At 74.2% G+C, this 26,260-nt stretch carries 15 protein-coding genes; 9 read left to right on the top strand and 6 right to left on the bottom strand.

Annotation, left to right across the window (positions count from 1 at the left end; genetic code table 11):
• The first annotated feature begins 463 nt into the window (after positions 1-463).
• The 7 genes from ACF07N_RS23060 to ACF07N_RS23030 all read left to right on the top strand — a co-directional run bounded on the left by ACF07N_RS23060 (position 464) and on the right by ACF07N_RS23030 (position 16,221).
• Positions 464-1,735 (top strand): MFS transporter, encoded by a 1,272-nt coding sequence (locus tag ACF07N_RS23060; RefSeq protein ID WP_392115951.1) that lies wholly within the window; start codon positions 464-466, stop codon positions 1,733-1,735.
• The gene (locus ACF07N_RS23055) at positions 1,692-5,459 is read left to right on the top strand and encodes an amino acid adenylation domain-containing protein (RefSeq protein WP_392115948.1); all 3,768 of its coding nucleotides are present in this window, start codon (positions 1,692-1,694) and stop codon (positions 5,457-5,459) included. The genes ACF07N_RS23060 and ACF07N_RS23055 overlap by 44 nt, the downstream gene beginning before the upstream one ends.
• Positions 5,460-5,528: 69 nt before the next feature.
• On the top strand, positions 5,529-10,556 hold the full coding sequence (locus tag ACF07N_RS23050) for an amino acid adenylation domain-containing protein (protein ID WP_392115945.1): 5,028 nt from the start codon (positions 5,529-5,531) through the stop codon (positions 10,554-10,556).
• Position 10,557: 1 nt separating this feature from the next.
• Positions 10,558-11,274 carry a thioesterase II family protein gene (locus tag ACF07N_RS23045; RefSeq protein ID WP_383332527.1) on the top strand — a complete coding sequence of 239 codons (717 nt, stop codon included), beginning with the start codon at positions 10,558-10,560 and terminating at the stop codon, positions 11,272-11,274.
• Positions 11,275-11,300: 26 nt separating this feature from the next.
• Positions 11,301-12,158, top strand: a complete 858-nt coding sequence (locus ACF07N_RS23040) for an SDR family oxidoreductase (protein ID WP_383332586.1) — start codon at positions 11,301-11,303, stop codon at positions 12,156-12,158.
• The gene (locus tag ACF07N_RS23035; protein WP_392115941.1) at positions 12,155-15,007 is read left to right on the top strand and encodes an amino acid adenylation domain-containing protein; all 2,853 of its coding nucleotides are present in this window, start codon (positions 12,155-12,157) and stop codon (positions 15,005-15,007) included. Before ACF07N_RS23040 ends, ACF07N_RS23035 begins: the two co-directional genes overlap by 4 nt.
• A complete protein-coding gene (locus tag ACF07N_RS23030; RefSeq protein WP_383586034.1) occupies positions 15,004-16,221 on the top strand; it encodes an acetyl-CoA carboxylase biotin carboxylase subunit family protein in 1,218 nt (405 codons plus the stop codon). Before ACF07N_RS23035 ends, ACF07N_RS23030 begins: the two co-directional genes overlap by 4 nt.
• Before the next feature lie 35 nt (positions 16,222-16,256).
• On the opposite strand, the gene ACF07N_RS23025 is transcribed toward ACF07N_RS23030, so the two are convergent.
• Positions 16,257-17,471, bottom strand: coding sequence for a metallophosphoesterase (locus ACF07N_RS23025; RefSeq protein WP_392115937.1), 1,215 nt, complete (start codon positions 17,469-17,471; stop codon positions 16,257-16,259).
• A gap of 164 nt (positions 17,472-17,635) precedes the next feature.
• On the opposite strand from ACF07N_RS23025, the gene ACF07N_RS23020 reads away from it, so the two are divergent.
• Complete coding sequence (locus tag ACF07N_RS23020; RefSeq protein WP_392115934.1) at positions 17,636-18,235, top strand: hypothetical protein; 600 nt, start codon at positions 17,636-17,638, stop codon at positions 18,233-18,235.
• Positions 18,236-18,256: 21 nt separating this feature from the next.
• Here the strand turns inward: ACF07N_RS23020 and ACF07N_RS23015 are convergent, their stop codons facing one another.
• From ACF07N_RS23015 to ACF07N_RS22995, 5 genes are all read right to left on the bottom strand, one after another.
• On the bottom strand, positions 18,257-19,873 hold the full coding sequence (locus ACF07N_RS23015) for a serine/threonine-protein kinase (RefSeq protein ID WP_392115931.1): 1,617 nt from the start codon (positions 19,871-19,873) through the stop codon (positions 18,257-18,259).
• 224 nt (positions 19,874-20,097) lie between these two features.
• Positions 20,098-20,838 carry a response regulator gene (locus ACF07N_RS23010; protein WP_392115928.1) on the bottom strand — a complete coding sequence of 247 codons (741 nt, stop codon included), beginning with the start codon at positions 20,836-20,838 and terminating at the stop codon, positions 20,098-20,100.
• Positions 20,835-22,463, bottom strand: a complete 1,629-nt coding sequence (locus ACF07N_RS23005) for an ATP-binding protein (RefSeq protein ID WP_383586048.1) — start codon at positions 22,461-22,463, stop codon at positions 20,835-20,837. The genes ACF07N_RS23010 and ACF07N_RS23005 overlap by 4 nt, the downstream gene beginning before the upstream one ends.
• Positions 22,464-22,573: 110 nt before the next feature.
• Positions 22,574-23,068 (bottom strand): hypothetical protein, encoded by a 495-nt coding sequence (locus ACF07N_RS23000; protein ID WP_392115925.1) that lies wholly within the window; start codon positions 23,066-23,068, stop codon positions 22,574-22,576.
• Between the two features lie 75 nt (positions 23,069-23,143).
• A complete protein-coding gene (locus ACF07N_RS22995) occupies positions 23,144-25,033 on the bottom strand; it encodes an ABC transporter ATP-binding protein (protein WP_392117015.1) in 1,890 nt (629 codons plus the stop codon).
• Between the two features lie 216 nt (positions 25,034-25,249).
• Between ACF07N_RS22995 and ACF07N_RS22990 the strand changes: the two genes are divergently transcribed.
• Positions 25,250-26,233, top strand: coding sequence for a YbhN family protein (locus ACF07N_RS22990; RefSeq protein WP_383332543.1), 984 nt, complete (start codon positions 25,250-25,252; stop codon positions 26,231-26,233).
• The last annotated feature ends 27 nt before the right edge of the window (positions 26,234-26,260 follow it).

The following is a 26,260-nucleotide window of genomic DNA, read 5'->3' as shown; positions in this document are numbered from 1 at the left end:
CACGCCGCTCCGGGAACCCGTCCGGGCCGCCCGCCGCGGGAGCCGGCCGACGCCGGGAGGGTGCGCGAAGCGGCGTCCGGTCCATTCTTCGGCACCATCGCCCCCCGCCCGAACTCAAGCTGCAGAACAGGCCATTCCGCCTGGCTCCACCGTCGTTGACGCGTTTCACGCGAACTGTTAGAACGATCGGCGGAAAACGCGCGCTGCTCCGGCAGCCGCTGACGGGGGTGGGGGCACTTCTTGAGGACACTCGCACGGGGGATTCCGGACTCGAGAGCCGGAAACGAGCACGCCTGACAGGTCATACGTAAGAACGCCGGGATCGTCGACGCATGCCCGCAGGCATGCCGGTACATCACGCCCTGGCGTCTTCCCTATTCGCACACCAGCCGCGGAGTTGGCGCCTTTTCATGCCACCCGCCGGCTTAGCTTGCCCATCTCGGCCTACTGAACGGTGTGGAACGTGAAAGCATATCTGGCCATCCTGCGCATCGGTGACTACCGGTTGCTCTGGTCGGCTCTGGTGCTCAACCTGCTCGGCGACGGTGCCACTTACGCCGCGCTCGCCTGGATCACGGTGGAGGAGGCCGGCGCCGCCGGGCTGGGAATCCTGGGAGTCTGTCTCACGCTCCCGGTGATCGCCGGAGGGGCCGTCGTCGGCCCGCTTCTCGACCGGTTCTCCCGGCGCAAGCTGTTCATCTACGACTCGGTGTTCCGGGGCGTGGTCGTCGCGCTGATCCCGCTCCTCGCCGTCGCGGACTCCCTGCATGCCTGGCACCTGTACGTCGTGGCGCTGGTCTACGGCTTCCTCAAGATCATTCCGCTGGCCGGTACACCCGCCGTGCTGCCCGAACTGGTGCCGGCCGACAAGCTCCAGGCGGCCTCCGGCCTGGAAGCCACCGCCATGGGCGCCGCCAACGTCCTCGGCCCGGCCATCGGCGCGGGTCTGATCACCCTCGTCGGCGCCCCGAACGTCCTGCTCCTGGACGCCGCGACCTACCTGCTCTTCGCCTTCCTGATCAGCAGGATCAAGGCCCCGATGGGCCGTCCCGAGCCGGCGGAGACCACCGGTGACGCACCGCGGCGGCCCGGCTGGGCGCCCGTCTTCCGGCTCATCGTCCGCGACCGGTTCCTGCTGGTGCTGACGCTCTCGTTCGGCGCCTTCAACGTCTCCGCCGGCGCCCTGGTGGTCGCGCTGCCGTGGCTGGCGAAGTTCGAGTTCGACAGCGGGCCCGGGGTCCTCGGCCTCATGCTGGCCGTGATGGCGGCGGGCGAACTCATCGGCTCGCTGGTCTCCGGCGCCGTACAGACCTCCGAGAAGCAGATGCTCCGCATCGGTGTCTTCCAACTGCTGTCCGGCGCCGTCCTGTTCTTCCTCATCCCGACCGCGCTGCCCTGGATCCTGCTCGGGCTGGCGCTCAACGGCATCCTGTCGGCGCCCATGACCGTCCTCGGCGGCGTGGTGCGCATGACGCGGGTGCCCAACGAGATGCGGGGCCGCGCCATGACGCTGATGCGCACGGTGATGGCGGGCGCCCTGCCCGCCGGTTCCGCGCTGGGCGGTTTCCTGCTCACCGACAGCCACTACCACGGGCTGATCGTCTCCGTCGCCGCGCTCGCAGCCGCGCCCGGCATCCTCACCGTCGTCCTCTTCCGCCGCACCCCGTTCAGATTGGGGGTGACCGCGGCCGATGACCAGCAGACCAAGAACGACGCCGTCCCTTCCGGCTCCTGACGCCGGCGAACCCGTCCTGCTCGTCACCGACCACCCGCGCGCCCTCGACAGCGGCACGGCGCCCCTGCGCACCCTCACCGTCGACCTGCCGCCCCTGCCGCGCCACGGCACCGGCGGGGACGAGGAGAGCGCCCTGCTCCTCGCCGCGTACGCCGTACTGCTGCACCGGTACACCGGCCGCCGCAGGCTCCTCGTCGACAGCGACCGCGGAGCCCTGACGCTGACCGTGGACCCGGCCGGACCGGTCGCCGCGCTGCTGGCCGGGTGCGCCGCGCCGCGGCCCGCCGGGCCCCCGGCAGGCGCCCCGGTGCGGTACGCGGACCACACGGCACCCGGCACGCCGACGGGGGCCGGGGCCGCGACGGCGCCCGGCGAGGCGTGCGAGCTGCTCCTGACCCACGAGGGCGACCGGGCCCGCCTCGCGTACCGTTCCTCCCTGTTCGAACCGGCCACGATGGAACGTTTCGCCGAGCACCTGCTGCGCGTACGGGAGTTCCTCGCCCGCCGGCCCGACGCCACCGTCGGCGAGGCGGACCTCCTCTCGGAGGACGAGCTGGCGCTGATTTTCGGCACCCTCAACGACACGGCCGTCGACTGGCCGGACACGGCCACGGTCCACGGACTCTTCGCCGAGCAGGCCCGGCGCGCCCCGGAGGCCACCGCCGTCACCTGGGCCGACGGTCGCATGGACTACCGCGAGCTCGACCGCCGGTCGGCGGAGCTGGCGGCGGAGCTGCGCACCCGCGGGGTGCGCACCGGCGACCGGGTGGGACTGCGCGCGGCACACGGCCCGGAGCTGGTCGTCGCGGCGCTGGGCATCCTCCGCGCCGGAGCGGCCTACGTCGCGCTGGAGCCCGACCACCCGGCCGAGCGCACCGGCTGGCTGCTGGCCGACTCCTCGGTGCGGGTGCTGGTCAGCGGCCCCGGCCTCCCGGCGGCCCCGCCCTTCGACGGCACGGTCCTGACCGTGGACGTCCGGGACCACGAGCACGCCGCCGCGCCCCTCCCGGCCGCCACCCCCGGGCTCCAGGACACCGGGGCAGGGTCACCGGACGGCCCCGCGTCCGCCGGAGACCTGGCGTACATCTGCTACACCTCCGGCACCACGGGCACGCCGAAAGGCGTCCAGGTCACGCACCGCAACGTGGTCCGGCTGGTCAAAGGAACGGCATACGTACCGTTCGGGCCGGACACCAGAATGCTGCCCACCGGTTCGGTCGCCTTCGACGCGAGCACCTTCGAGATATGGGGACCGCTGCTGAATGGCGGAAGTCTCCACATGGCCGATCGGGACGTCATTCTCAACGCCCGGGAATTGGGCCGGGAATTGAGCACGCGGCGGATCACCACCATGTGGCTGACCTCCCCGCTTTTCAACCAGCTGGTGGAACAGGACGCGAAAGCCTTCCGCTCCCTGAGGGAACTCGTCGTCGGCGGTGACGCGCTTTCCTCCCCGCACGTGGCGAAAGCCCTCGACGCGTGCCCGGAACTGACCGTGGTGAACGGGTACGGGCCGACGGAGAACACCACGTTCTCCCTCACCCACCGCGTCACCCGCGACGACCTGGACGGCCGCCGCATTCCCATCGGCCGGCCGATCGCCAACTCCACCGCGTACGTCCTCGACGAGGCGGGCCGCCTGTGCCCCGTGGGCGTGCCGGGTGAACTGTGCCTGGGCGGTGCGGGCGTCACGCTCGGCTACCTGGGCCGGCCGGACCTCACCGCGGAGCGGTTCACCGAGGACCCCTTCGTCCCCGGCGGCCGGATGTACCGGAGCGGCGACCTGGCGCGGCTGCGGCCCGACGGAGTGATCGACTTCCTCGGGCGCCGCGACCACCAGGTCAAGATCCGCGGGTTCCGCATCGAACCCGCCGAGGTCGAGAAGGCCATGCTCGGCCACCCCCGGGTCGCCGAGGCCGTCGTGACGGCACGGCCCCTGCCGGGCCGCGGCGACCTGCGGCTGTGCGGCTACTACGCGGGCCCCCGGCCGCCCGGGCCGGAGGAACTGCGCGACCACCTCGCCCGCACCCTGCCCGGCCACATGGTCCCCACCCACCTGGTGCCCCTGGAGCGGCTGCCGCTCACCCACACCGGCAAGCTGGACCGGGGCCGGCTGCCGGACCCGGACGGCTCACCCCTGCTGGCCGCGACCCCGTACACCGCGCCGGCCGACGAGATCGAGCGCACCCTCGTCGAGCTCGCCGAGGCGGCACTCGGCCTGACCGGCATCGGCACCGGACACGACCTGCGCGACCTGGGCGCCGACTCGCTCACCGCCACCCTGATCGCCGCCGGGGCGCAGGAGCGACTGGGCCGCCACTGCCCGGCCGGCGCGGTCCTGCGCAGCGGTACACCCGCCCGTCTCGCCGCACTGCTGCGGGACTCCACCGCGACCGCCGCGGCACGGATCCCGGCCGCGCCCGACGCCGGCACCTACCCGGTGACCCCGCAGCAGCGGCAGGTCTACCTGGAGCAGATCAAGGACGAGCGGGCCGTGCACTACAACGTGCCCGTCACCCTCGACCTGCCCGCCGGGACCGACCCGGCGCGCCTCGCGGACGCCCTGCGGCGGCTCCCCGAGTACCACGAGGCGCTGCGCACCCGCTTCACCGTCGAGGGCGGCGAGGTCCGCCAGTGCGTCGAGGCCCGCACCGAACCCTCGGTCCGGGTGGTCGACGACCCGCGCGACGCCACCCCGCCCGGCGCGTTCGTCCGCCCCTTCGACCTGGCGCGGGCACCCCTGTGGCGCGCCGAGGTGCACCGGGCGGGCGAGGGCGTCCGGCTGCGGCTGGACCTGCACCACATCATCGTCGACGGCTTCTCCCTGACCCCGCTCCTGGAGGATCTGGCGCTGCTGTACGAGGGCGGCGAACCGACCCCGCCCGCCCGCCGGTACCGGGACTACGCGGTGTGGCTCCGGGGGCGCGACGCCACCGCGGCCCGCGAGGCGCAGGCCCCCCACTGGGAGGAGGTGTTCGCCGAACCGGTCGACCCGGCGGACCTGCCCACCGACCGCCCCCGCCCGCCGCTGCGCGCACTCGACGGCGACGTCCTCGTCTTCGGTCTCGGCCGTGAACGGACCGAGCGGATCCGCGCCGTGGCACGCGCGCACGACGTCACACCGTTCGCCGTGCTGGCGTCGGCGTACGCCCTGCTGCTGGCCGGGCTCAAGGGCACGGCCGACATCACGATCGGCACCCCGGTCTCCGGCCGCACCGTCCCCGGACTGCACCGCACCGTGGGCATGTTCGCCAACACCGTCGTGCTGCGCCTCGACGCCGACCCGGCCCTGCCGTACGACACCTTCCTGCGGCGTACCGGCGAGGCTGCCGAGCAGGCCTCCGCCCACCAGGACTTCCCGTTCGAGGAGGTCGTGGCCCGGACGGCACCCGGGCGGGACTACAGCCGCACCCCGCTGTTCGACGCGCTCCTCGCGCTGCACAGCGCCCGCTACCTCTCCGTCGAGTTCCGGGGCACCCGCGTACCGCTGCGCCTGGAACAGACCGGACAGGCCGTGTTCGACCTCAACATGCAGGTCCACGAGACCCCGGGCGGCCTGAGTGTCGCCTGGCAGTACGCCGCCGGCCTGCTGCACCGCGACACCGTCGAGGGCTGGCGCGACACCTTCACCTCGCTGCTCGACACGGCGACCACCGACCCGGCCACTTCACTGGGCGCACTCCTGCCCGCCCCCTCCGGCTTCGACCTCGACTTCGATCTCTGACTGCTCACGGCACCACGCACACGCACAGCCCGTCACGCACTCATTCGCAGCTCGATCCAGGAGACACCTATGCCGTCGCTCCACCCCGAGGCAGCACCCTCCGCGCAGGCCGCCCACTGGCGATCCCAGCTGGCCGCGCTCATGGAGACCTCCGGCTTCCTGTCCGACTTCCGCCCGCCGGCGGACCGGGACCGGGTGCCCACCGCCACCCACGCGGTACGTCTCGGACCCGAACTGACCGCCCGCCTCGACCGCGTCAGCCGCGACCGGCCGGAGCAACTGCACGTCGTCCTGACGGCCGCCCTGATCGCCCTCGTCGGCCGCTGCACCGGCCAGGAGGACGTCGTCGTCGCCCAGCCCACCCGGGGCGCCGCCGCCGGCCACGCCGGCGGGCCGCTCCTGCTGCGCACCGCTCCCACCGGGACCCTCCGCGAACTGCTCGCCCGGGTCGCCGCCGCCGTCAAGGAGGCCGAGCGCCACCAGGACTGCGACGTCGCCGCACTCGCCGCCGAACTGGGCCGCGCCGACGCCTTCGACACCGCCATCGAGCTGACCGGCTTCCACGACGCCGGGTACGCCACCCCCGCCGCCACCCGCTTCACCGTCTCCCGCGAGGACGACGGACTCGTCGTGACCGTCACCTACGACACCGACCGCCTCGCCGAGGACTCCGTCCACCGCATCGCGGGCCACTACGCCCTGCTGCTGGAGCTCACCACCGCGCAACCCGACCGGCAGGTCACCGACCTGACGCTGTGGACGGACGAGGACGCGGCGATCGTCGAGGCGAGCAACGCCACCGAGCGGCCCTTCGACCGCGACGCCACCCTGCACGGCCTGTTCACCGCGCAGGCCGCCCGCACCCCCGGGGCCCCCGCCCTCCTCACCGACGCCGGCACCGTGACGTACGGCGAACTCGACGCCCGCTCCGACCGGCTCGCGCACACCCTGCGCGGACGCGGCGTCGGACCCGGCACCGTCGTCGCCCTGGTCGCGGAGCGCTCGCCCGAGATGATGACGGGCCTGCTCGCCGTGCTGAAGGCGGGCGGCGCCTACCTGCCCGTCGACCCCTCCTACCCGCAGGCCCGCATCGACTTCCTCCTCGCCGACAGCGGGGCGCGCCTGGCGCTCACCCAGGCCCGGTTCGCCGCACTGCTCGGCGACACCCCGGCGCTCGACCTCGAGGACGCCGCCGCGTACGCCGACGCCGACGGCCCGGCCGGGCCCGCGGCCGGCGCCGGCGACGTCGCGTACGTCATCTACACCTCCGGCTCGACCGGCCGCCCCAAGGGTGTGCAGGTGGAGCACCGCAGCGCCGTCAACCGGCTGGCCTGGATGCAGAACGCCTACCCGCTCGGGGCCGGCGACGTCATCCTGCAGAAGACGTCCGTCTCCTTCGACGTCTCCGTCTGGGAGCTGTTCTGGTGGCCCCTCGCCGGCGCGGCCCTCGCCCTGCCCGCGCCCGGCGCCGAGAAGGACCCCGTCGAGCTGCTCGCCGCGCTCGACCGGCACTCCGTGACGACCCTGCACTTCGTGCCGTCGATGCTCAGCATGTTCCTCGGCCACCTCGACCGGTTCGGCGACGCCGGCCGGGCCCGGACCGTGCGGCAGGTCTTCGCCAGCGGCGAGGCCCTCACCCCCGCGCAGGCCGCGCAGTTCGCCGAACTGCTCCCCGAGGCGCGCCTGATCAACCTCTACGGTCCCACCGAGGCGACCGTCGACGTCACCCACCAGCCCGTCACCGGCCTCGACCGGGCGGACCGCCGCGCCCGGCTGCCCATCGGCCGGCCGATCGACAACATCCGCATGCACGTCCTCGACGACCAGGGCCGCCCCTGCCCCGTGGGCGTGCCGGGTGAACTCCACGTGGCGGGCGTGGGCCTGGCCCGCGGCTACCTCGACAGGCCGGAGCTGACCGCCGAGAGGTTCACCGGCGGCGCCGCGGTCGGCGAGGAGCGCCTCTACCGCACCGGCGACCGCGCCCGGTGGCTGCCCGACGGCACCCTCGACTACCTCGGGCGCGTCGACCTCCAGGTCAAGGTCCGCGGCTTCCGCGTCGAGCCGGGCGAGATCGAGGAACGGCTGCGGGCCCACCCGGACGTCCGGGACGCCGCGGTGGTCGCCGTCGACGACGGCCTGACCGCCTCGCTGCGGGGCTTCGTCGTCCCGGCCGGGGACGCCCCGGCCGAGAGCGCGCTCAAGGACCATCTGCGCGAGGCGCTGCCCGCCTACATGGTGCCCGGCCGCATCCTCGCCCTCGACGAACTGCCGCTGACCCCCAACGGCAAGCTGGACCGCGCCGCCCTGCGCAGCCCCGACGCCCTGCGTCCGAAGCCCGCCGGCCATGTCGCCCCGCGCACCGAGCACGAGAAGACCCTCGCGGAGATCTGGCGCGAGGTCCTCGGACGGGACCGGATCGGCGTGAACGACAACTTCTTCGCCCTCGGCGGGAACTCGATCCACTTCGTGCCGGTCCTCGCCAAGGCCCGTGAGGCGGGGCTGGAGTTCACCTTCCAGCAGCTCTTCAAGCACCAGACCATCGCCCGGCTGGCCCGCTGCATCGAGGACGCGCACGAGTCCGCGACCACCGAGGCGGACGTCGCGGCCCGCGGCGCGTTCCGGCCGTTCGAGCTGATCGGCGAGGCCGACCGGGCCCTGCTCCCGGACGACGCCGAGGACGCGTACCCGCTGTCCATGCTCCAGGCCGGGCTGATCTTCCAGACCGAGATCACCGGCGGTCTCGGCCAGTACCACGACGTGCTGAGCTATTCGATCACCGGCAGCTTCGACACCGAGGCCTTCACCGAGGCCGTACGCCTGCTCACGGCGCGCCACCCGATCCTGCGCACCACCTACCACCTCACCGGCTACAGCGAGTTCCTCCAGATCGTGCACCGGGAGGTCGACCCGCCGCTGACCGTCGCGGACCTGCGCCACCTCGACGCGGCCGGGCAGGAGGCCTGGCACCAGGAGTGGCTGGCGCAGGAGAAGGCCCGCCGCTTCGTGTGGGAGGAGGGCGGGCTGGTCACCCTGCACGTCCAGGTGCTCGGCGACGACCTGTTCCGCTACACCGTGAGCCAGCACAACTCGGCACTCGACGGCTGGTCCATCTCGCTGCTGCACACCCAGTTGTTCGAGCTGTACCACCAGCTGCGCGAAGGCCGGGACACCTCCCGCCCGCCCGTCGACAACCACCTGCGCAACTTCGTCGGCCTGGAGACCGAGGCGCTGCGCTCCCCGCAGTCACGGGACTTCTGGCTGAAGGTGCTCCAGGACCCGCACCCCGCCGACGTGCCGCCCCGGCCCGGTGCCGAGCCCACCGACGACTTCCGTGTCGTCCTGCGGGACGTGCCCCTGCCGAACGGGCTCACCCAGCGCATCGAGGCGACCGCCGACGCCCTGTCGGTGCCCTTCAAGGACGTGCTGCTCGCCGCCCACATGAAGGTCCTCGCCCTGGTGTCCGGACAGGACACCGTGATGACCGGCTACGAGCACAGCGGCCGGCCCGAGCTGCCGGGCGCGGAGACCACGCTCGGCCTGCACCTCAACACCGTGCCCTTCCAGGTCGACCTCGCCGGCGGGAGCTGGGCCGACCTGATCCGCCGCGTGTACCGCGCCGAGCTCGACCTGCTGCCGCACCGGCGCTACCCCATGGCCCGGATGAAGCAGGACCTCGCCACCCAGCGCGTCCTGTTCAGCACCACCTTCAACTTCACCCACTTCTACCTGCTGCAGAACCTCAAGAAGCTGCCGGAGTTCTCCATGCTGGACATGCGGGTCGACTCCGAGACGGAGTTCCCGTTCCGCACCGAGTTCTCCCGGCACTTCTTCGACGACGAGCTCCAGCTCTGCCTGCACTTCCACACCCACCTGTACGACGAGGCGCAGATCGACCGGATCGGCGGCTACTTCGTGCGGGTGCTGGAGCTGATGGCCGCCGAACCCGACGCGCCGCACGACGCCCACGCCCTGCTCGCGGACGAGGACCTGGCGCTGCTGGGCCGCACGCCCGGCCCCGCGACCCGGGCGGCGGACCCGGCCGCCGCCGGCGCCGGCAGCGCGTCCGAGGCCACCGTCGCCCGCATCCGGGACGCCTGGGCGAACGTCCTCGGCACCCCGCCCTCCGCCATCAGCCGCGACGGCGACTTCTTCGCCCTGGGCGGCAACTCCCTGTCGGCGCTGCGCGTGGTGCTGGAACTCGACGGACTGGTCACCCTCTCCGACCTCACCCGCATCTCCCGCCTCGGTGAGCTGGCCGCCCTGGTGGACGAGCGCTCCGCGCGCGAGGAGGGTGCCGGCCAGGAGGACGGCGAGCTGCTCCAGCGGCTGACCAGCGCCCCGGGCGAGGCCGCCCGCGGAGCGGTGATCTGCGTCCCGTACCCCTGCGGTCACCCGGTGAACTTCAAACCGCTCGCCGAGGCGATCGAGAAGCTCACGCCCGACCTGGCCGTGTACGGCGTCGAACAGCCGGGCCACAGCCCGGAGCGCCGGGGCGAGTTCACCGACGTCACCGAGACGGTGGTGCGCGTCGTCGACGAGATCGAGCAGCGCGCCGACCTGCCGCTGATCCTCTGGGGCCACTGCGGCGGCGCCGCCGTGACCGTCGAACTGGCCCGCGTCCTGGAGGAACGCGGCTTCGACCTCCGGCACGTCTTCATCGGGTCCAAGCTGCTGCCGCCCGTCTCCGACATGCGCGAGTCGATCGCCATGATCGACGGCTGGAGCGACGAGGAGATCATCACGTACATGGTCGAGGAGACCGGTTACAGCGAGCTGGACGGCCTCGACCACCGCTACATCTCCTTCCTCGGCGACTCGTTCCGCCACGACGTCTGCGGCGGCTACCGCTACTTCATCGGGCGCACCGAGGAGCCGTCCGGGCGGCGCATCGAAGCGCCGTTCACGGTCGTCGTCGCCGACGACGACCAGGGCCTCGCCCACGCCTCCGAGGCCCACCGCTCCTGGGAGCTGCTCGCCGAGGACGTGCGCTTCCAGCGGCTGGCGTCCGGCGGCCACTACTTCGTACGAGGAAACCCCGCCGGCACCGGCGAACTGATCGAGCGGGCGTGGGCCACCACGACCGAGATGGAGGGCTGACATGTCGCAGATACCCGTCCTGTGCTTCCCGTTCGCCGGCGCCGGCGCCTCGGTGTACCGCCGCTGCCAGGAGTACGGCAGCGACACCGTCCTCGTCACCCCCGTCCAGCTCCCGGGCCGTGAGGAGCGCTTCGGCGAGCCGCTGCACACCGACGTCGTCGCCGCCGTCGACGACCTGCTGCCGTCCGTGCTCGACCGGATCGCCGGCAGCCCCGCCGTCGCCCTGTTCGGCCACAGCCTGGGCGCCGTCCTCGCCTTCGAGATGGCCCACCGGCTGTGCGCCCTGGGCCGGCCCGAGGTGGTCAAGCTCATCGTCAGCGGCTCGCCCGGGCCCTGGACGCAGCGCCGGATCAGGGCCACCGGCCTCACCGACGAGGCGTTCCTGGCGCAGGTACGCGAGTTCGCCGGGTACACCCACCCGGCTCTGGAGCACCCCGACCTGCGCGAGATGCTCCTGCCGCCGCTCCGCGCCGACGTGGAGATGCACGAGAACTACCGGGCGCCCGCCGGCAAGCCCCTGCCCGTCCCGGTCGTCTCCGTGCGGGGCGACCACGACGAACTCGTCTCCCGCGAGGAGGCCCAGGAGTGGGAGGCGGCCACCACGGCCGCGTACCACCACGCCGAACTGCCCGGCGGGCACATGTACGTGGTGGAGTCGCCCGACGGCCTGATGCGCCTGCTCGACGCCGAGCTGGCCGGACTGGCGGTGCGACGGTGACCGCGCCCGCCCCGACGGCACACGACGTGCCGACCGCACCGGCCGGGCGCCCGCCCGGCCGGCTCGCCGGGAGGACCGCCCTGGTCACCGGCGCCGCACGCGGGATCGGCCGGGCGTGCGCGGTGGCGTACGCCCGGGCCGGTGCCGACCTGCTCCTCACCGACATCGGCCGCGACCTGCCCGGGGTGCCCTACCCGCTGGGCACGGCCGAGCAGCTGGCCCACACCGCGCTCCTCTGCCGCGAGCAGGGCGCCGGGTCCGTCGTCACCGTGCCCGCCGACGTCCGCGACACCGGGGACGTGCGTGCCGTGGTCGACGCGGCCCTCGACCGGTTCGGCAGGATCGACGTCCTGCTCAACAACGCCGGGATCGCCGCCCCCTCGGGCAAGACGGTGTACGACATCACGTCCGACGAGTGGGACCTGATGCTCGACGTCGACGTCTCCGGCGCCTGGCGGATGATCCGGGCCGTCGGCGGCGCCATGACCCGGCAGCGCTCGGGCAGCATCGTCAACGTCGCCTCGACCGCCGGCCTCGTCGGCTACCGCCATTTCGCCGGGTACGTCACCGCCAAGCACGCGCTGGTCGGCCTGACCAAGGCCGCCGCCCTGGACCTCGCGCCGTTCGGGGTCCGGGTGAACGCCCTGTGCCCCGGCTCGGTGCGCGACGACGAGGCGGTCGAGGGCCGGATGCTCAGCGAGATCGCCCGGTCCCTCGACGTCCCCGTCCAGGAGCACGAGCAGACCTTCGTGGCCGCCCAGCCGATGAACCGGCTCATCGAGCCGGACGACGTGGCGGGAGCCGCGCTCTGGCTCGCGTCCGACGAGTCCCGACAGGTGACCGGTTCGACGGTCACCGTGGACGGAGGGTTCACCAGCCGATGACCGACGACCACCTCCACGATCCCTCCGCCGCCGGGCGGCTGTGCCGCGCCGTCGCCCTGCGCGTCCACACCGGCGCCGACCCCGAACGGCTGGGCCGCGACCTGGCGCTGCTCACCGGCACCGCCGGAGCCCGCCTGTGGGTCGAGGACGTGCCCGACGGGGCGGAGTCCCCCGCCGCGGCCCACGCCCGGGAACGCGAGCTGACCCGCCCCACCGACCCGGCCACGGGACCCGGTCTGCGGGCGGTCCTGCTGCGGTACGCCGACGGGGGCGCCGACCTCGTCGTCGTCGCCCACCGGGCGGTGCCGGCGGACCCGTACCGACTGGCCCGCGCCCTGCTGGACCCGGCCGCCCGGCCCACCGGCCCGGTCACCGCGGCGCACGACACCGCCGAGCGGCTCGGCGAGCAGGTGGCCCGGCTCGGCCGGGCGCCGGCCCCCGACTGGGGCCTCGGCGAACCCGGCGCGGCCGGCGCGGGCAGCCGCTCCTTCACCCTGCCGGTCCACGGCGACGCCCCGGCGGCCGTCACCGCCGCGGCGGCACTCGGGCTGGTCCTGGCACGCTGCGCCGGCGGCCCCGACGTCGAACTGGGAACCGGCCCCGGGCACAGCATCACGTTCGCCGTCGACCCCACCGCCACGGTCGGGGAGTACCTGGAGCGGGTACGGCACGCCGACACGGTGCCGTCGCACACCCCCGCGGCCGGCCTGTACGTCACCGAGCCCGCCGAGGTGCTGACCGGCGAGGGGCTCAAGGCCGAGGTCATCGAGGACCGGCCGTTCCTCGCCCCGCTCCACCCGCTGTCGGTGCACGTGGCGGACGACGGCTCCGGCGTCCTGTCCGGTGTGTGCCACCACCGGCGCTCCGACTTCGGCGACTCCGCCGTCGAGTGGCTCACCGGCATGCTGGTCACCGCCCACCGGGCGCTGGTCACCGCACGGCCGGACACGCCGGTGGCGGACGTCCCGCTCTTCGACGACGAACAGCGGCGGCGCCTGGCCGTCCTGGGCGGACTGGGACACGAGCCCGCCGCGCCCGGGGCGGCCGGCGAACGCATCGAGAGGGCCGTGCGGTCCTGGGCCGAACGGACCCCGGACGCGACGGCCCTCACCTTCGAGGGCGAAAAGCTGACATACCGTCAACTGGACGAGCGGGCCGACCGGATCGCCGCCGCGCTGCGGGAGCTCGGCGTCACACCGGCGGACCGGGTGGGCGTCTGCCTGGAGCGCACGGCCGATCTGGTGGTGATCCTGCTCGGGGTGCTCAAGACGGGTGCGGCGTACGTCCCGATGGACCCCGCCTACCCGGCCGACCGCCTGGCGTACATGACCGAGGACGCGGAACTGTCCCTGGTCGTCACCGGCTCCGAGGCGTTTCCCGTCACGGAGGGCGTGCGGACGGTCCACCCCGGCTCCCTCGGCCCGGCGGACCCGGACGGGCGGGCGCCCGCGCCCGGGCCGCTGTCCGCCGACGCCGCCGCCTACGTGATCTACACCTCCGGTTCCACCGGCCGCCCCAAGGGCGTCGTCGTGCCGCACCGCAACGTGGCGGCGCTCATGGACGCCACCCGCGCGGACTTCGGCCTCGGCGGCCGGGACGTGTGGACCTTCTTCCACTCCAGCGCCTTCGACTTCTCCGTCTGGGAGATCTGGGGCTGCCTGACGACGGGTGGCCGGCTCGTCGTCGTGCCGTACTGGGCGTCCCGGGACCCCGAGCGGTTCGCCCGGCTGCTGGCGGAGGAACGGGTGACCGTCCTCAGCCAGACGCCCAGCGCGTTCGCCCAGCTGATGGAGGCCGACCGGGCCGAGCCGGTGACGGACTCGCTGCGCCTGGTCGTCTTCGGCGGTGAACCGCTGGACACCCGCCCGCTGCTGTCCTGGCTGGACCGGCACCCGGCGTCGCGGTGCCGGCTGGTCAACATGTTCGGCATCACCGAGACCACCGTGCACGTCACCGCGCAGACCGTCACCCGCCGTGAGGCGCTGACCGGTTCGCGGTCCGTCGGGCACCCGCTGCCCGGCTGGCACCTCTACGTCCTCGACCCCGAGGGCCGCGAGCTGCCCCCGGGCGTCGCCGGCGAGATCTACGTCGGCGGGGCCGGAGTGGCCGGCCAGTACCTGAACCGGCCCGAACTCACCGCGCAGCGCTTCGTCCCGGACCCGCACGCCCCCGGCCCCATGTACCGCAGCGGTGACCGGGGACGGCTCCTGCCCGACGGCAGGCTGGAGCACCTGGGACGCCTCGACAACCAGGTGAAGCTGCGCGGCTTCCGCATCGAGCTGGACGAGATCCGCGCCCGGCTGCTGGACGCGCCCGGCGTGGCGGCGGCCACCGTGGTCCTGCGGCAGAAGCCGGGCGACGCGGCCGGTGCGCGGCTGGACGCCTACGTGGTGCTGCGCGGCGGGGACTTGCCCGCGGGCACCGACGGCGCCGCGCCCGCCGCCGGCACCGAGGAGGTACGGCGCCACGCGGCACGGTTCCTGCCCGAGCACATGGTCCCGTCGACGGTCACCGCGCTGCCCGCCCTCCCGCTCACCCCCAACGGCAAGATCGACGCGTCCCGGCTGCCGGAGCCCCTCGCGGGCGTGCGGAGCACACCGGCCGCCGCCGACGAGGAGGCCGGCGACCTGGAGACCCGGCTGCGCGGCGTGTGGGAGAAGGTCTTCGGGTTCCGCGTCGGACCGGACGACGACTTCTTCACCCTCGGCGGCAACTCGCTGCTCGCCGTACGGCTGCTGGCCGCACTCCGCGAGGCCCGGATGCCCGTCTTCCCCCTGCCGCAGCTCTACCTGCACCGCACGGTACGCACCCTGGCCGCCCACCTCGACGGGGCGGAGGCACACGCATGAGGCCGACACTCGCCCTCGTCGGCGCCGGCTCGCAGATCTACCGGGAGTACCTGCTGCGCGCGGTCGCCGGGGAGTACGACGTCCACCTGCTCGCCGACCGCGCCCCTACCTGGGAGGAGCCGTACGTCACGGGGCACACCGTCCTGGACACCGCCGACCCGGCCGCGCTGGCGGCCGTCGCCCGGGGCCTGGGCTGCGCCGGGGTCATCACCTGGGACGACACCCGGGTCGTGCAGACCGCCGAACTGGCCCGGCTGCTCGGCCTGCCGGGCAGCCCGCCCGAGGCCGTGCTGCGGTGCCGCGACAAGCGCGCCACCCGCGAGGCGCTCCGTGCCGCGGGGGTGCCGCAGGCCGAGTCGGTGCCCGTCACCTCGCTCCCGCAGGCCCGCGCCGCCGCCGCGCGGGTGGGCTACCCGCTGGTGCTCAAACCCCGGGCGCTGAACGCCAGTACGGGCGTGGTGAAGGTGGAGTCCGCCCACCTGCTGGCCGGCCGGTTCCGGCTGGCCCGCGCGGCGACCGCGCCCGGCGCCGTGGAGGTGGCCCCCGGAGACGTCCTGGTGGAGGAGTACCTCGACGGCCCCGAGATCAGTGTGGACGCGGCCTGGTACGAGGGCCGGATGTCGCTGGCCTTCGTGGCCCGCAAGGACTGCGGCTACCCGCCGTACTTCGAGGAGGTCGGCCACCTGGTCGACGGCCGCGACCCGCTGATGGACGACCCGCGCGTGCGGGACGTCGTGGCCGGTGCGCACCGGGCCGTGGGCTTCACCACCGGCTGGACCCACACCGAACTGCGGCTGACCGCCGCCGGTCCCAAGGTCGTGGAGATCAACGCCCGGATCGGCGGCGACCGCATCCCGGACATCGGCCGGCTCGCCCTCGGTGTCGACGCCGCGCTCGTCGCCGCCCGCGTGGCCTGCGGCGAGGAGCCCGGCATCCGCCCCGACCGGCACCGTGTGGCGGCCGTCCGCTTCCACTACCCGGAGGCGGACTGCATCGCCCGCCACGTGTCGATCGACCGCGCGGCGCTGCCCCCCGGGGTGGACTCCGCCCTGGCTGTCGCCCTCCCGGGCCAGGAGCTGCGGCTGCCGCCGCACGGCCATGTCGCCGGCCGCTACGCCCTGGTCACCGTCGTCGGCGACACCCGCGAAGGGTGCCTGGCCGACCTCGACAAGGCCGCGCCCGCGATCGGTCTGGAGGTGCTGCGCCCGCTGTGACGCAGGGCGGCCACCGGGCTTGCCAGGTGGCCGCCTCAGCCGCGCGCGTGCGGGGAACGGAGGACGAGCAGCGTGATCTCGCTGGGGGCGAAGACGCGGAACGGCGGGCCCCAGAAGCCGGTGCCGCGGCTGGTGTAGAGGAGGGTGCGGGCGCCGTGGTGGCTGAGGCCGGCTAGGGCCGGCTGGTCGAGGCGGACCAGGTGGTGGAAGGGCCAGATCTGGCCGCCGTGGGTGTGGCCGGAGAGCTGGAGGTCGATGCCGGCGGCGGCCGCCCGGTCGACGAACGTGGGCTGGTGTGCCAGGAGCAGGACGGGCAGATCGGGGTCGGCGCCGTTCAGGGCTCCGGCGAGGTGGGCGCGGTGGCCCGCCAGGCCGGAGACCTCGGCGGTCACGTCGTCCACGCCGGCGACGACGAGGGTGTCACCGCCGCGTTCGAGCAGCAGGTGACGGTTGCGCAGCGGCTCCCAGCCCAGCTCGTCCATGAGGTCGACCCAGCCCTGGGCCTCGCTGTAGTACTCGTGGTTGCCGGTGACGTAGACGCGGGCGTGGGTGGCGCGCACCGTGCCGAGCGGGGTGGCCTGGGCGCGGCGGCGTTCGGCGGTGCCGTCCGCGATGTCGCCGGTGTGGCAGACCAGGTCCGCCTCCAGGGTGTTCACCGTCTCGCACACCCGCGCCGACCAGCGGGCGCGGTCGAGGGGGCCGTAGTGGGTGTCGGTGATGAGGACGACGCGCAGGCCGTCGAGCCCGGCACCCAGCCGGGGCAGTCGCACGTCGAGCCGGCGGACGCGGGGCACGCGGCGGGCTTCGGCGTACCCCCAGGCGAGGAGTACGGCGGTGACGCCGAGGACGGTCCAGGTGACGATACGGGCGCGGTCTGGGCCGTCGCCGGCGCCGGCCACGGTCAGGGCGAGCCGCAGCAGCACCCCGAGCAGCACGGACCAGGTGAACAGGATCCAGCTGACGCCCAGCAGTGTGTCGCCGAGGATCGCCGCCCGGTCCTGCTGGCGCCGGCCGTGGCCGCGTGCCATCGCCAGGGGCATCACGACCAGGCCGAGGACGGACGCGGCGGTGCCGGCCAGTGCGACGGGCAGTGGCCAGTGCTGGCCGGTGTACAGGAGCACCCAGCAGGGCACGGCCCACAGCAGGAAGGGTGCGGCCAGGGGCAGGTAGCGCATCAGGCGCTGCACGCGGCTGGGCCGCGGTGCTCGCGCCTCACCCCCGGCGGGCCGGGCGCTGCTGGTGTCGGTCACGCTTCCCCTCCCTGACCGGGCTGCCGTCCCGCGCACTGTATCCGGTCGCCCACGGGCGGCCCGGACCGGCGTTCACGGGAGCGGTCCCGTGCGGGCCCGGGCGTTGGCATCATGGGGCCCGACGGAGATCCACCCGTTCCGTGTCGCGTGGGGGGCGATGAACAGTGTCACGTCAGAACCCGGCGGACGAACATCTGCAGGCCCTGCACCGGCAGGGCTGGGAGGCCGCGTGTTCCCTGCACCGGCACCTGCGCGCCGGAGGGGAGCTGGCCCCGGTCGCCACCCCGGGCGTGCTGCTGGAGGCGGGTGAGGTCGCGTACGGCGACGTCGCGGCGCACTACGCGCGCTTCTACGCCATGAACGTGAGCTACGACCAGCGCTCGGGCTTCTACTTCGGCTCGCCGCTGTTCGTCGCCGCGGGGCTGGTCGGGGACGCCGTCGCCAACAGCAGCGCCCGCAGCCGGGCGCAAGCGATGGCGCAGGCGCAGTGGCGCAACTTCTCCCCCTGCCGCGCGATCCTCACCGACCGCCGCATGCTGCTGCACGTCGCCGCCGAGAACCGCTGGGTGTCGCTGCGGCACCACGAGATCATCAGCTTCCTGCCGGTGATCGACCAGTGGGCGCTGTTCACCGACTACCAGCAGTGGGAGCCGATGCGGCTGGCCGGGCCGACCGTGCCGTGGCTGACCGCCGCGACGATCTCCGTGCTCAACCGGGGCCGCGCCGAGTACCAGCGGCTCCCGCCGCTGCCGTTGCCGGACTGAGGCCCGGCCGCGGGGGCACGGTCACTCGCTGCGCCGCAGTGTCCCGGAGTCCGCCACGCTCGTCACCTTGTAGCGCAGGCTGCCGTCGCCTGAGGGGGTCAGGACGATGTCGACCTCGTCGACGCAGTTCAGCGGGCTGCTCTCCTCAGTGATCTCCTCCCGGACCTGCACCGAACGCCCCGTGTCCATGGTGAGGATCCAGCGGCCGCTGCACGCCAGCGACGGGTACTCGACGGTGGCCACCTGGTCGCCGAGCTCGCCGCCTTTGTAGTCCACCGTGATCGAGTAGAGGTCGTCGTCCGCCTCACGCACGTTGCCGGTCCATCTCCCCTCGTAGTCGGCGGAGGTGGCCTTGGGGGAACGCGTGGCGGGGGACGTTCCCGGCGCCCCGGAGCCGGTCCTCTCACCGTCGCCCGTGAGGCCGGGCAGTTTCACGGCCAGGACGACGGCGAGCACGGCGGCGACGGCCGACGCGACCAGCACGACGGGGCCGACCCTGCTCCTGCGGCGTCCGCCCGGCGGGAAGGCGCCGGGTACCGGTGGCATCGGCGGCGCGGTCACCGTCCTGTGCGGTGCCGGCGCGGGCGTCGGGGCCGGGGTGTGCGCCGGGGGCCCCGGTACCGGCGCCGGGGTGCCCGGCGGCGGGGGCGGGACCTGTCCGCCGTGCGCGGTCGGCAGGGCGTGCACGGCGGACCCGGCCCGGCCCGTGGACGGATGGTCGACCTGGGTCGGCGGGGGCGGCTCCTCCAGGTCGAGGAGGCCGGAGGCCTGCCGGCCGAGCTCCGCCATCAGCGCGCCGGGCAGCCACGCGGCCGGGTCGCCTCCCGCGCCGGCCGCCTCCGCCCTCGCCGCGATCTCGGGCAGGGGGATGCGGTCCTCGGGCCGCTTGGCGAGGCACCGCGCCACGAACGCGGCCAATGACTCGGACATACCGGACAGGTCCGGGTCGTTCTCGGTCACCCGCAGCATGATCGCGTGGGCGCCGCTGTCCGGGCTCCCGAAGGCCTGCCGGCCGGTGGCGGCGAACACCAGCACCAGACCGAGGCTGAACACGTCGCTGAGCCCGGTGATCTCACCGCCCAGGATCTGCTCGGGCGACATGAACCCCGGGGAGCCGACCATCGCGCCGGTGCGGGTCAGCACGCTCGCGTCCGCGGCGCGCGCGACACCGAAGTCGATCACCCGCGGGCCGTTGACGGTGAGCATGACGTTCGACGGTTTGAGGTCGCGGTGCACCAGCCCGCAGGCGTGGATGCTCCGCAGCGCCCGTGCCAGGCCGGCGGCCAGGTGCCACACCGACGGCTCCGGCAGCGGCCCGCAGACCTCGGTCACCGCCTGGTGCAGCGTGGGGCCGGCGACGTACCCGGTGGCCACCCAGGGGGTGTCCGCCTCGGTGTCGGCGTCCAGGACCGGCGCCGTCCAGTCCCCGCCCACCCGCCGCGCCGCGGCCACCTCCGCGCGGAACCGGCGGCGGAACTCCGGGTCATGGGCCAGCTGCGCGTGGACCAGCTTCACGGCGACGGTGCGCCCACGCGGTGACCGCCCGAGGAACACCTGTCCCATGCCCCCGGCCCCCAGCCGCCTGAGCAGCCGGTAGTCCCCGACCTGTGCCGGATCGCCGGGCCGCAAGTTCTCCATGACCGCTCCGTCCCCCTGGTTGCCTGGCCGCGTGCTCGGCCGCGTCGCGGCGCACCGAGGGACGTCGGCCCCGGTGCCGGGCGCGGGACGGCACGACGGCCCGCCCATTACAGCGCACCGGTCGCGTCGGCGGGGCGTCGCCGCCGGATCGCGCCGCGATCGGGCGACCGGCGGCCGGCGTGTGGTAGCGCCGGTCCGGGCCCGGCGTCGCGCGGGGCGGCGCCTCACGACCGCCAGGCGTAGCGGCGTTCCGGGCGTCCCGCGGCGCCGTAGCGCAGGGAGACCTCGGCGCTGCCGGTGCTGTGGAAGTACTCCAGGTAGCGGCGGGCGCTCACGCGGGACACGCCGGTCAGCGCGGCGCACTCGGTGGCGGAGAGCGTGCCGTCCGCCTCGCGCAGGGCGCGTTCGACGAGTCCGGCGGTCTCCACGCTCATGCCCTTGGGCAGGGTGGGGGCCGCCGCCGGGGCGAACGCGCCCGCCAGGACGCGGTCCACGTCGGCCTGGCCGCGTACGACGGTGGTCAGCAGCCGGCCGCGCTGGTCCGCGTAGCGTTCCAGGCGGGTGCGCAGGTCCTGGAAGTCGAAGGGTTTGAGGAGGTAGTCGACCACACCGCGGCGGACCGCGCCGCGGACGGTGTCGGCCTCCTGCGCGGCGCTGATCACCATGACGTCGCAGTCGTGGCCGGCGCTGCGCAGCCGGGGGATCACGTCGAGGCCGAAGATGTCGGGCAGGTACAGGTCGAGGAGGATGAGGTCGGGGCGCAGTTCGTCCGCGGCCTCGATCGCCTGGCCGCCCGTGTGGGCGACGCCGACGACGCGGAACGGCTCGACGCGGTCGACGAAGGCGCGGTGGACCCGGGCCACCATGAAGTCGTCGTCGACCACGAGGACGCCGATCGTGTCCGTCCCTGCCTGCTCCGTCCCGGCCGGTGCCGGATCGCGTGCCGGGTTCTGGGCTGGGGTCATGCGTCCGCTCCTTCCGCCACCGTGCCGGTGAGGTGGCTGACGGTCATGCGTGCGGTGAACACGGCCCCGTCCGGGGTGTTGGACACCGAGATCTCTCCCCCGTGCCGTTCGCAGACCAGCTTGGTCAGGGCCAGTCCGATGCCGCGCTCGCCCTCCCGGGCGGCCTTGGTGGTGAAGCCGTGGGAGAAGACCTCGCGGGCCAGTTCGGGAGCCACTCCGGGGCCGGAGTCGCGGACCGCGATCTCCACGCTGGAGGCGTCCTGCCGCAGCGCCACCTCCACCCGGGCGTCGTCGCCCTGCGCGGCGGCGTCGACGGCGTTGTCGACCAGGTTGCCGACGACGGTGGCCACGTCGGCGGCGTCCTCCGGTGCCAGCCGTTCCAGCGCGGTGTCGTCGGAGATCCGCAGACTGACCTTCCGCTCGGCCGCGAGGGACGCCTTCGCCATGAGCAGCGCGGCCACCGCCGTGTCACGGACCCGGCGGCTGAGGGTCACGTCGAGGGACTGGCGGCGCTGGTTCAACGCGCGGATGTAGCGCACGACTTCGTCCTGCTCCCCGATCTGGATGAGCCCGGAGATCGTGTGCAGCTGGTTGGCGAACTCGTGGGCCTGGGCGCGCAGCAGCTCCGAGGAGCTGCGGAAGGAGCCGATCTCCCGCTCCAGCCGGGCGAGTTCGGTCCGGTCGCGCAGGGTGGTGACCGAGCCGAGGTGCCGGCCGTCCTTGGTGACGGTCATGCGGTTCATCACCAGGACCCGCCCGTGGCGCACGACCACCTCGTCCCGGGTGCCGGCGGCGGTCCCGGCCAGTACGTCGCGCAGCCGTCCGTCGATGCCCAGCCCGTCCAGGCTCTGCCCGACGCAGTCTTCGGGCAGGTCGAGCAGGCGGCGGCCCATGTCGTTGACCAGGGTGAGCCGGTGCTGCGGGTCCAGGGCGACCACGCCCTCGGCGATCCCGTACAGCATGGCCTCCCGGTGCTCGGCGAGCCCGGCGATCTCGCGCGGCTCCAGGCCGAGGGTCTGCCGCTTCACCCGCCGGGCGAGCAGCCAGGAGCCGGCCACGCCGAGGCCGCTGGCGATGCCGAGGTAGGCGAGCAGGGAGGAGGAGGCGCCGCCGAGCCGCTGCCCCACCGTCGGGGCTGCCTCGCCGATCATCACCGTGCCGAGGACGCGGCCGAGGTTCTCCTCGGTCGCGCCGAGGACGGGGACCTGGGCGGCCAGCTCACGGCTGCCGTCGAGGGTCAGCTGCCCGGACCAGCCCCGGCCCCGCCGGGTGCCCGGTCCGAGCGGCATGCGCTCGCCGACCACGGTGGGGTCGGTCGAGCTGACGATCCGCCCGGCGGCGTCGGCCACCGTCACCGAGGTCACTCCGGACTGCGCCTGGGTGGAGAGCACCAGCGGGGCGAGCGACTCCCCGGGGTCGGGGCGCGCCAGCCGGCTGCGCACCAGCGGGTTGGCGGCCAGCTGTTCGGCGAGGGCGCTCACCCGGCGTCCCTCGACGCGGTTGAAGGTGGCCTGCGACTGGGCGAGGGAGACCGCGGCGACCGCCAGCAGCACCACCACGACGATGGCGAGCTGGAGGACCAGCATCTCGCCCGCGAGCGAGTGGCGACGGAAGGTGGCGACCACGGTGGACTCAATCTGCGATGCCGACACAAGGGGGGCGGCTCATGTGCCGAGTCGCACCATCATGACGTCCACCTGCGCGAACCGGAAGGGAGGTGCCGCGCGCGATGAGGTCAGGAGGTGCCCGGCCGGGTGCCGATGCCCGACAACTCCCGGATGGTGCCGCCGAGTTTCGCGCGGAGCGGTTCCAGCATGTCGGGTTCGGCGCTGACCACCCAGCGCATGCCGACCAGGTACCTGCCCCCGTACACGCGGGCCGACTCCAGCCAGGTCTCCTTGAGCCGTTCCTCCGGGAAGGTGGTGATGAGGAAGTCGCCCTTCGGGGTGTGGCACACGCCCTCGCGCAGTTCGTCCGCCTCGGTGCGGATCTTCGCCGTGCAGCCGACCAGGCCGGCGATCACCTCCACCTTCGCCGGCGCGACGACCCCGGCGGCGGGTGCCCCGGACGCGCCGGGCTTCGCGGCCGCCGTGCCGTCGCCGCCCCCGCCGCCGCAGGCCGTGGCGAGGGTCAGCACGGCGAGGACCCCGGCCGCGGCGACGGCGCGCAGGCGCCGGGCGCGGGACGGGGTCCGGTGGGTGGGTCGTACGGTCGGTGGCTGCTGGGACACGTCGCCTCTCCGGGTGCGGCTGTCGGCTGCGTACTCGAAGGAGGTACGGGCCGGCCCCGGGCGGCGTTCACGCGGTCACGCGGCCTCCTCCACCGTTTCCGCCGCGCCGCGCGCCCCGTCGAACTGCGTGCGGTACAACCGCGCGTACCGCCCGCCCGCCGCCAGGAGTTCCTCGTGGGTGCCGCGTTCCACGATCCGGCCGGCCTCGACGACGAGGATCCGGTCGGCCGCCCGGACGGTGGAGAGCCGGTGGGCGATGACGACCGCCGTGCGGCCTTCGAGCGCTTCGGCGAGGGCTTCCTGGACGGCGGCCTCGGAGGTGTTGTCGAGGTGGGCGGTGGCCTCGTCGAGGATGACGACGCGCTGGCGGGCCAGCAGCAGCCGGGCGATCGTCATCCGCTGGCGTTCGCCGCCGGAGAGCCGGTAGCCGCGTTCGCCCACGACGGTGTCGAGGCCGTCGGGCAGGGAGCGTACGAGGGTGTCCAGGCGTGCCCGGCGCAGGGCGTCCCACAGTTCCTCGCCGGTGGCCCCCGGGCGGGCGATCAGGAGGTTGGCGCGGACGGTGTCGTGGAAGAGGTGCCCGTCCTGGGTGACCATGCCGACGGTCTCCCGCAGGGAGCGGGCCGTGAGGTCGCGGACGTCGACCCCGCCGACGCGCACGCTGCCCGCGTCGGTGTCGTACAGGCGTGGCAGCATCTGCGCGATCGTCGACTTGCCTGCGCCGGAGGAGCCGACGAGCGCCACGGTCTGTCCCGGTTCGGCGCGGAAGGAGACGCCGTGCAGGACCTCGTCGCCGCCGCGCCCGTCCAGTGCGGCGACCTCCTCCAGGGACGCCAGGGAGACCTTGCCGGCGGACGGGTAGCCGAAGCGGACGTCGTCGAACTCGACCGCCACGGGCCCGTCGGGCACCGGGCGCGCCTGGGGCCGCTCCTCGATGAGCGGCCGCAGGTCGAGCACCTCGAAGACCCGCTCGAAGCTGACCAGGGCGCTCATCACCTCGACCCGCGCCCCGGCGAGCGCGGTCAGCGGGGCGTACAGCCGGGTCAGCAGCAGGGCCAGGGAGACGACCGCGCCGGGTTCGAGGGTGCCGCGCAGGGCGAACCATCCGCCGAGGCCGTGGACGAGGGCGAGGGCGAGGGCGGAGACCAGGGTGAGGGCGGTGATGAACGCCGCCTGGGTGGTGGCCGTGCGGATGCCGATGTCGGCGACCCTGCGGGCCCGTTCGGCGAACTCCCGCGACTCCTCCTCGGGCCGTCCGAAGAGTTTGACGAGGGTGGCGCCGGGCGCGGAGAAGCGCTCGGTCATGCGGGCGCCCATGGCCGCGTCGAGCGTCGCCGCCTCGCGCTGCATGCGGGCCATGCGGCTGCCCATGCGCCGGGCCGGGATCACGAACACGGGCAGCAGCGCCAGTGCCACCAGGGTGATCTGCCAGGACAGGGTGAGCATCACGGCGAGGGTGAGCAGCAGGGTGACGAGGTTGCCGACCACGCCGGAGAGGGTGGTGCTGAAGGCGCGTTGGGCTCCGATGACGTCGTTGTTGAGCCGGGAGACGAGAGCGCCTGTACGAGTGCGTGTGAAGAACGCGACCGGCATGCGCTGCACATGGTCGAAGACGGCGGTGCGCAGATCGAGGATGAGGTGCTCGCCCAGGGTCGCCGAGAGACGGCGGCCGAGGATCCCCAGTGCCGCCTCCGCGACCGCGATCACCGCGATGAGCAGGGCCAGCCGGACGACGGTGCCCTCGTCGCCGTGCGCGACGATGACGCCCACGACCCGCCCGGCGAGCACGGGTGCCGCCACGGCGAGCAGCGCGGTGCCCACGCCGAGCGCGACGAACAGGGCGATGCGGCGCCGGTGCGGGCGGGCGAACCGGCCGATGCGGCGCAGGGTGGCCAGGGCGAACGGGCGGTGTTCCTCCTGGGCGTTGAGGACGCTGTGCAGCTGTGTCCACGCCGTGGTCTCCATGCTCATGGACGAAAACGTAGGACCTCAAGCATTCTTGAGGTCAAGCAGCTCGCGTCCCGTCCCCGGCATCCCGCACAATCGGCCCGATCCCCCTCGTCCCCGACTGTCCGCGCAAAGGCCCCGATGACGCTTCCCACACAGCCGCTCCCCGCAGGCAATCCCCAGGTCCCGCTCCCGCAACCCGCCGTTGGCACGGCCTGGGAAGCCTCGGCGGACGTGACAGCGGTACAACTCCCCGAACTCCGCCCGGGACGGCTCCCCCGTCGCGTCCCGGCCCGCCGCCTGCGGCAGATCCTGTGCCTGCTCCCGCTCCTGCTGGTGACCGTGGTCGCCGTCCGGCACCGCTCCGTGCTGGCCGAGGGCTTCGCCCACCTGGGCACCGCCGAGTGGCCGTGGCTGCTGGCCGCGGCCGGCGCCACCTGCCTGACGTGGGTCGCCGCCTCCTGCACCCGGCAGGGCGCGGTCGTCGAGCGGCTGCCCCGACGGCGGTTGCTGGCCACGCAGTTCGCGGCGGGCGCGGCCAACCACCTGCTGCCGACCGGGCTGGGCGCGAGCGCGGTCAACCTGCGGTTCATGACGGTGTGCGGGCTGCCGCTCACCCGCTCCTCGGCCGCTCTCGCGCTGTACCTGCTGGCGGAGAGCGTCGGCCGGGTGGCCCTGCTGGCCGCCCTGTTCCTCGCGTTCCCCGGCGCGCTGCGGCTCGGCGCCCTGGTCCCGGAGACGGCGTTCGGCCCGCTGCTGGCCGCGGTCGCCGCGGTGCTGCTGATCGCGGTGGCCGTGCTCGGCCTGGTCCGGCGGCTGCGCACGGCCCTGCTGTCGTTCCTGCGCACCGCGCTCGGCGAGGCGCGCGAGGTGCACACGCGGCCGGCACGGGCGCTGGCCCTGTGGGGCGGCGCGCTGGCCTTCCCCGCGTTGCAGGCGACCGTTCTGGTGCTGGTGGCGCGGGCGCTGGGTCTCGACGTGCCGGCGGCGCACCTGGCGGTGGCGTATCTGGCGGCGACGTGCGCGGTGGCGCTGGTGCCGACGCCCGGCGGGATCGGCTCGGTGGAGGCGGCGCTGGTGGTGGCGCTGGTCGCGGCGGGTGGGCCGGCCGCGGTGGCCACGGCGGTGGTGCTGGCCTTCCGGGTGGTCACGGTCTGGCTGCCGCTGGTGCCGGGCGCGCTCACGCTGGCGGCGCTGGTGCGGCTGAAGGTGATCTGACCCGGAGGTGTCCGCGGCGGGGCCCGT

It is taken from the genome of Streptomyces sp. NPDC015242, from assembly GCF_043079125.1.
GTDB lineage: Bacteria > Actinomycetota > Actinomycetes > Streptomycetales > Streptomycetaceae > Streptomyces.
Note: the sequence above shows the minus strand (reverse complement) of the source record. Positions and strands in the feature narration are given on the sequence as shown.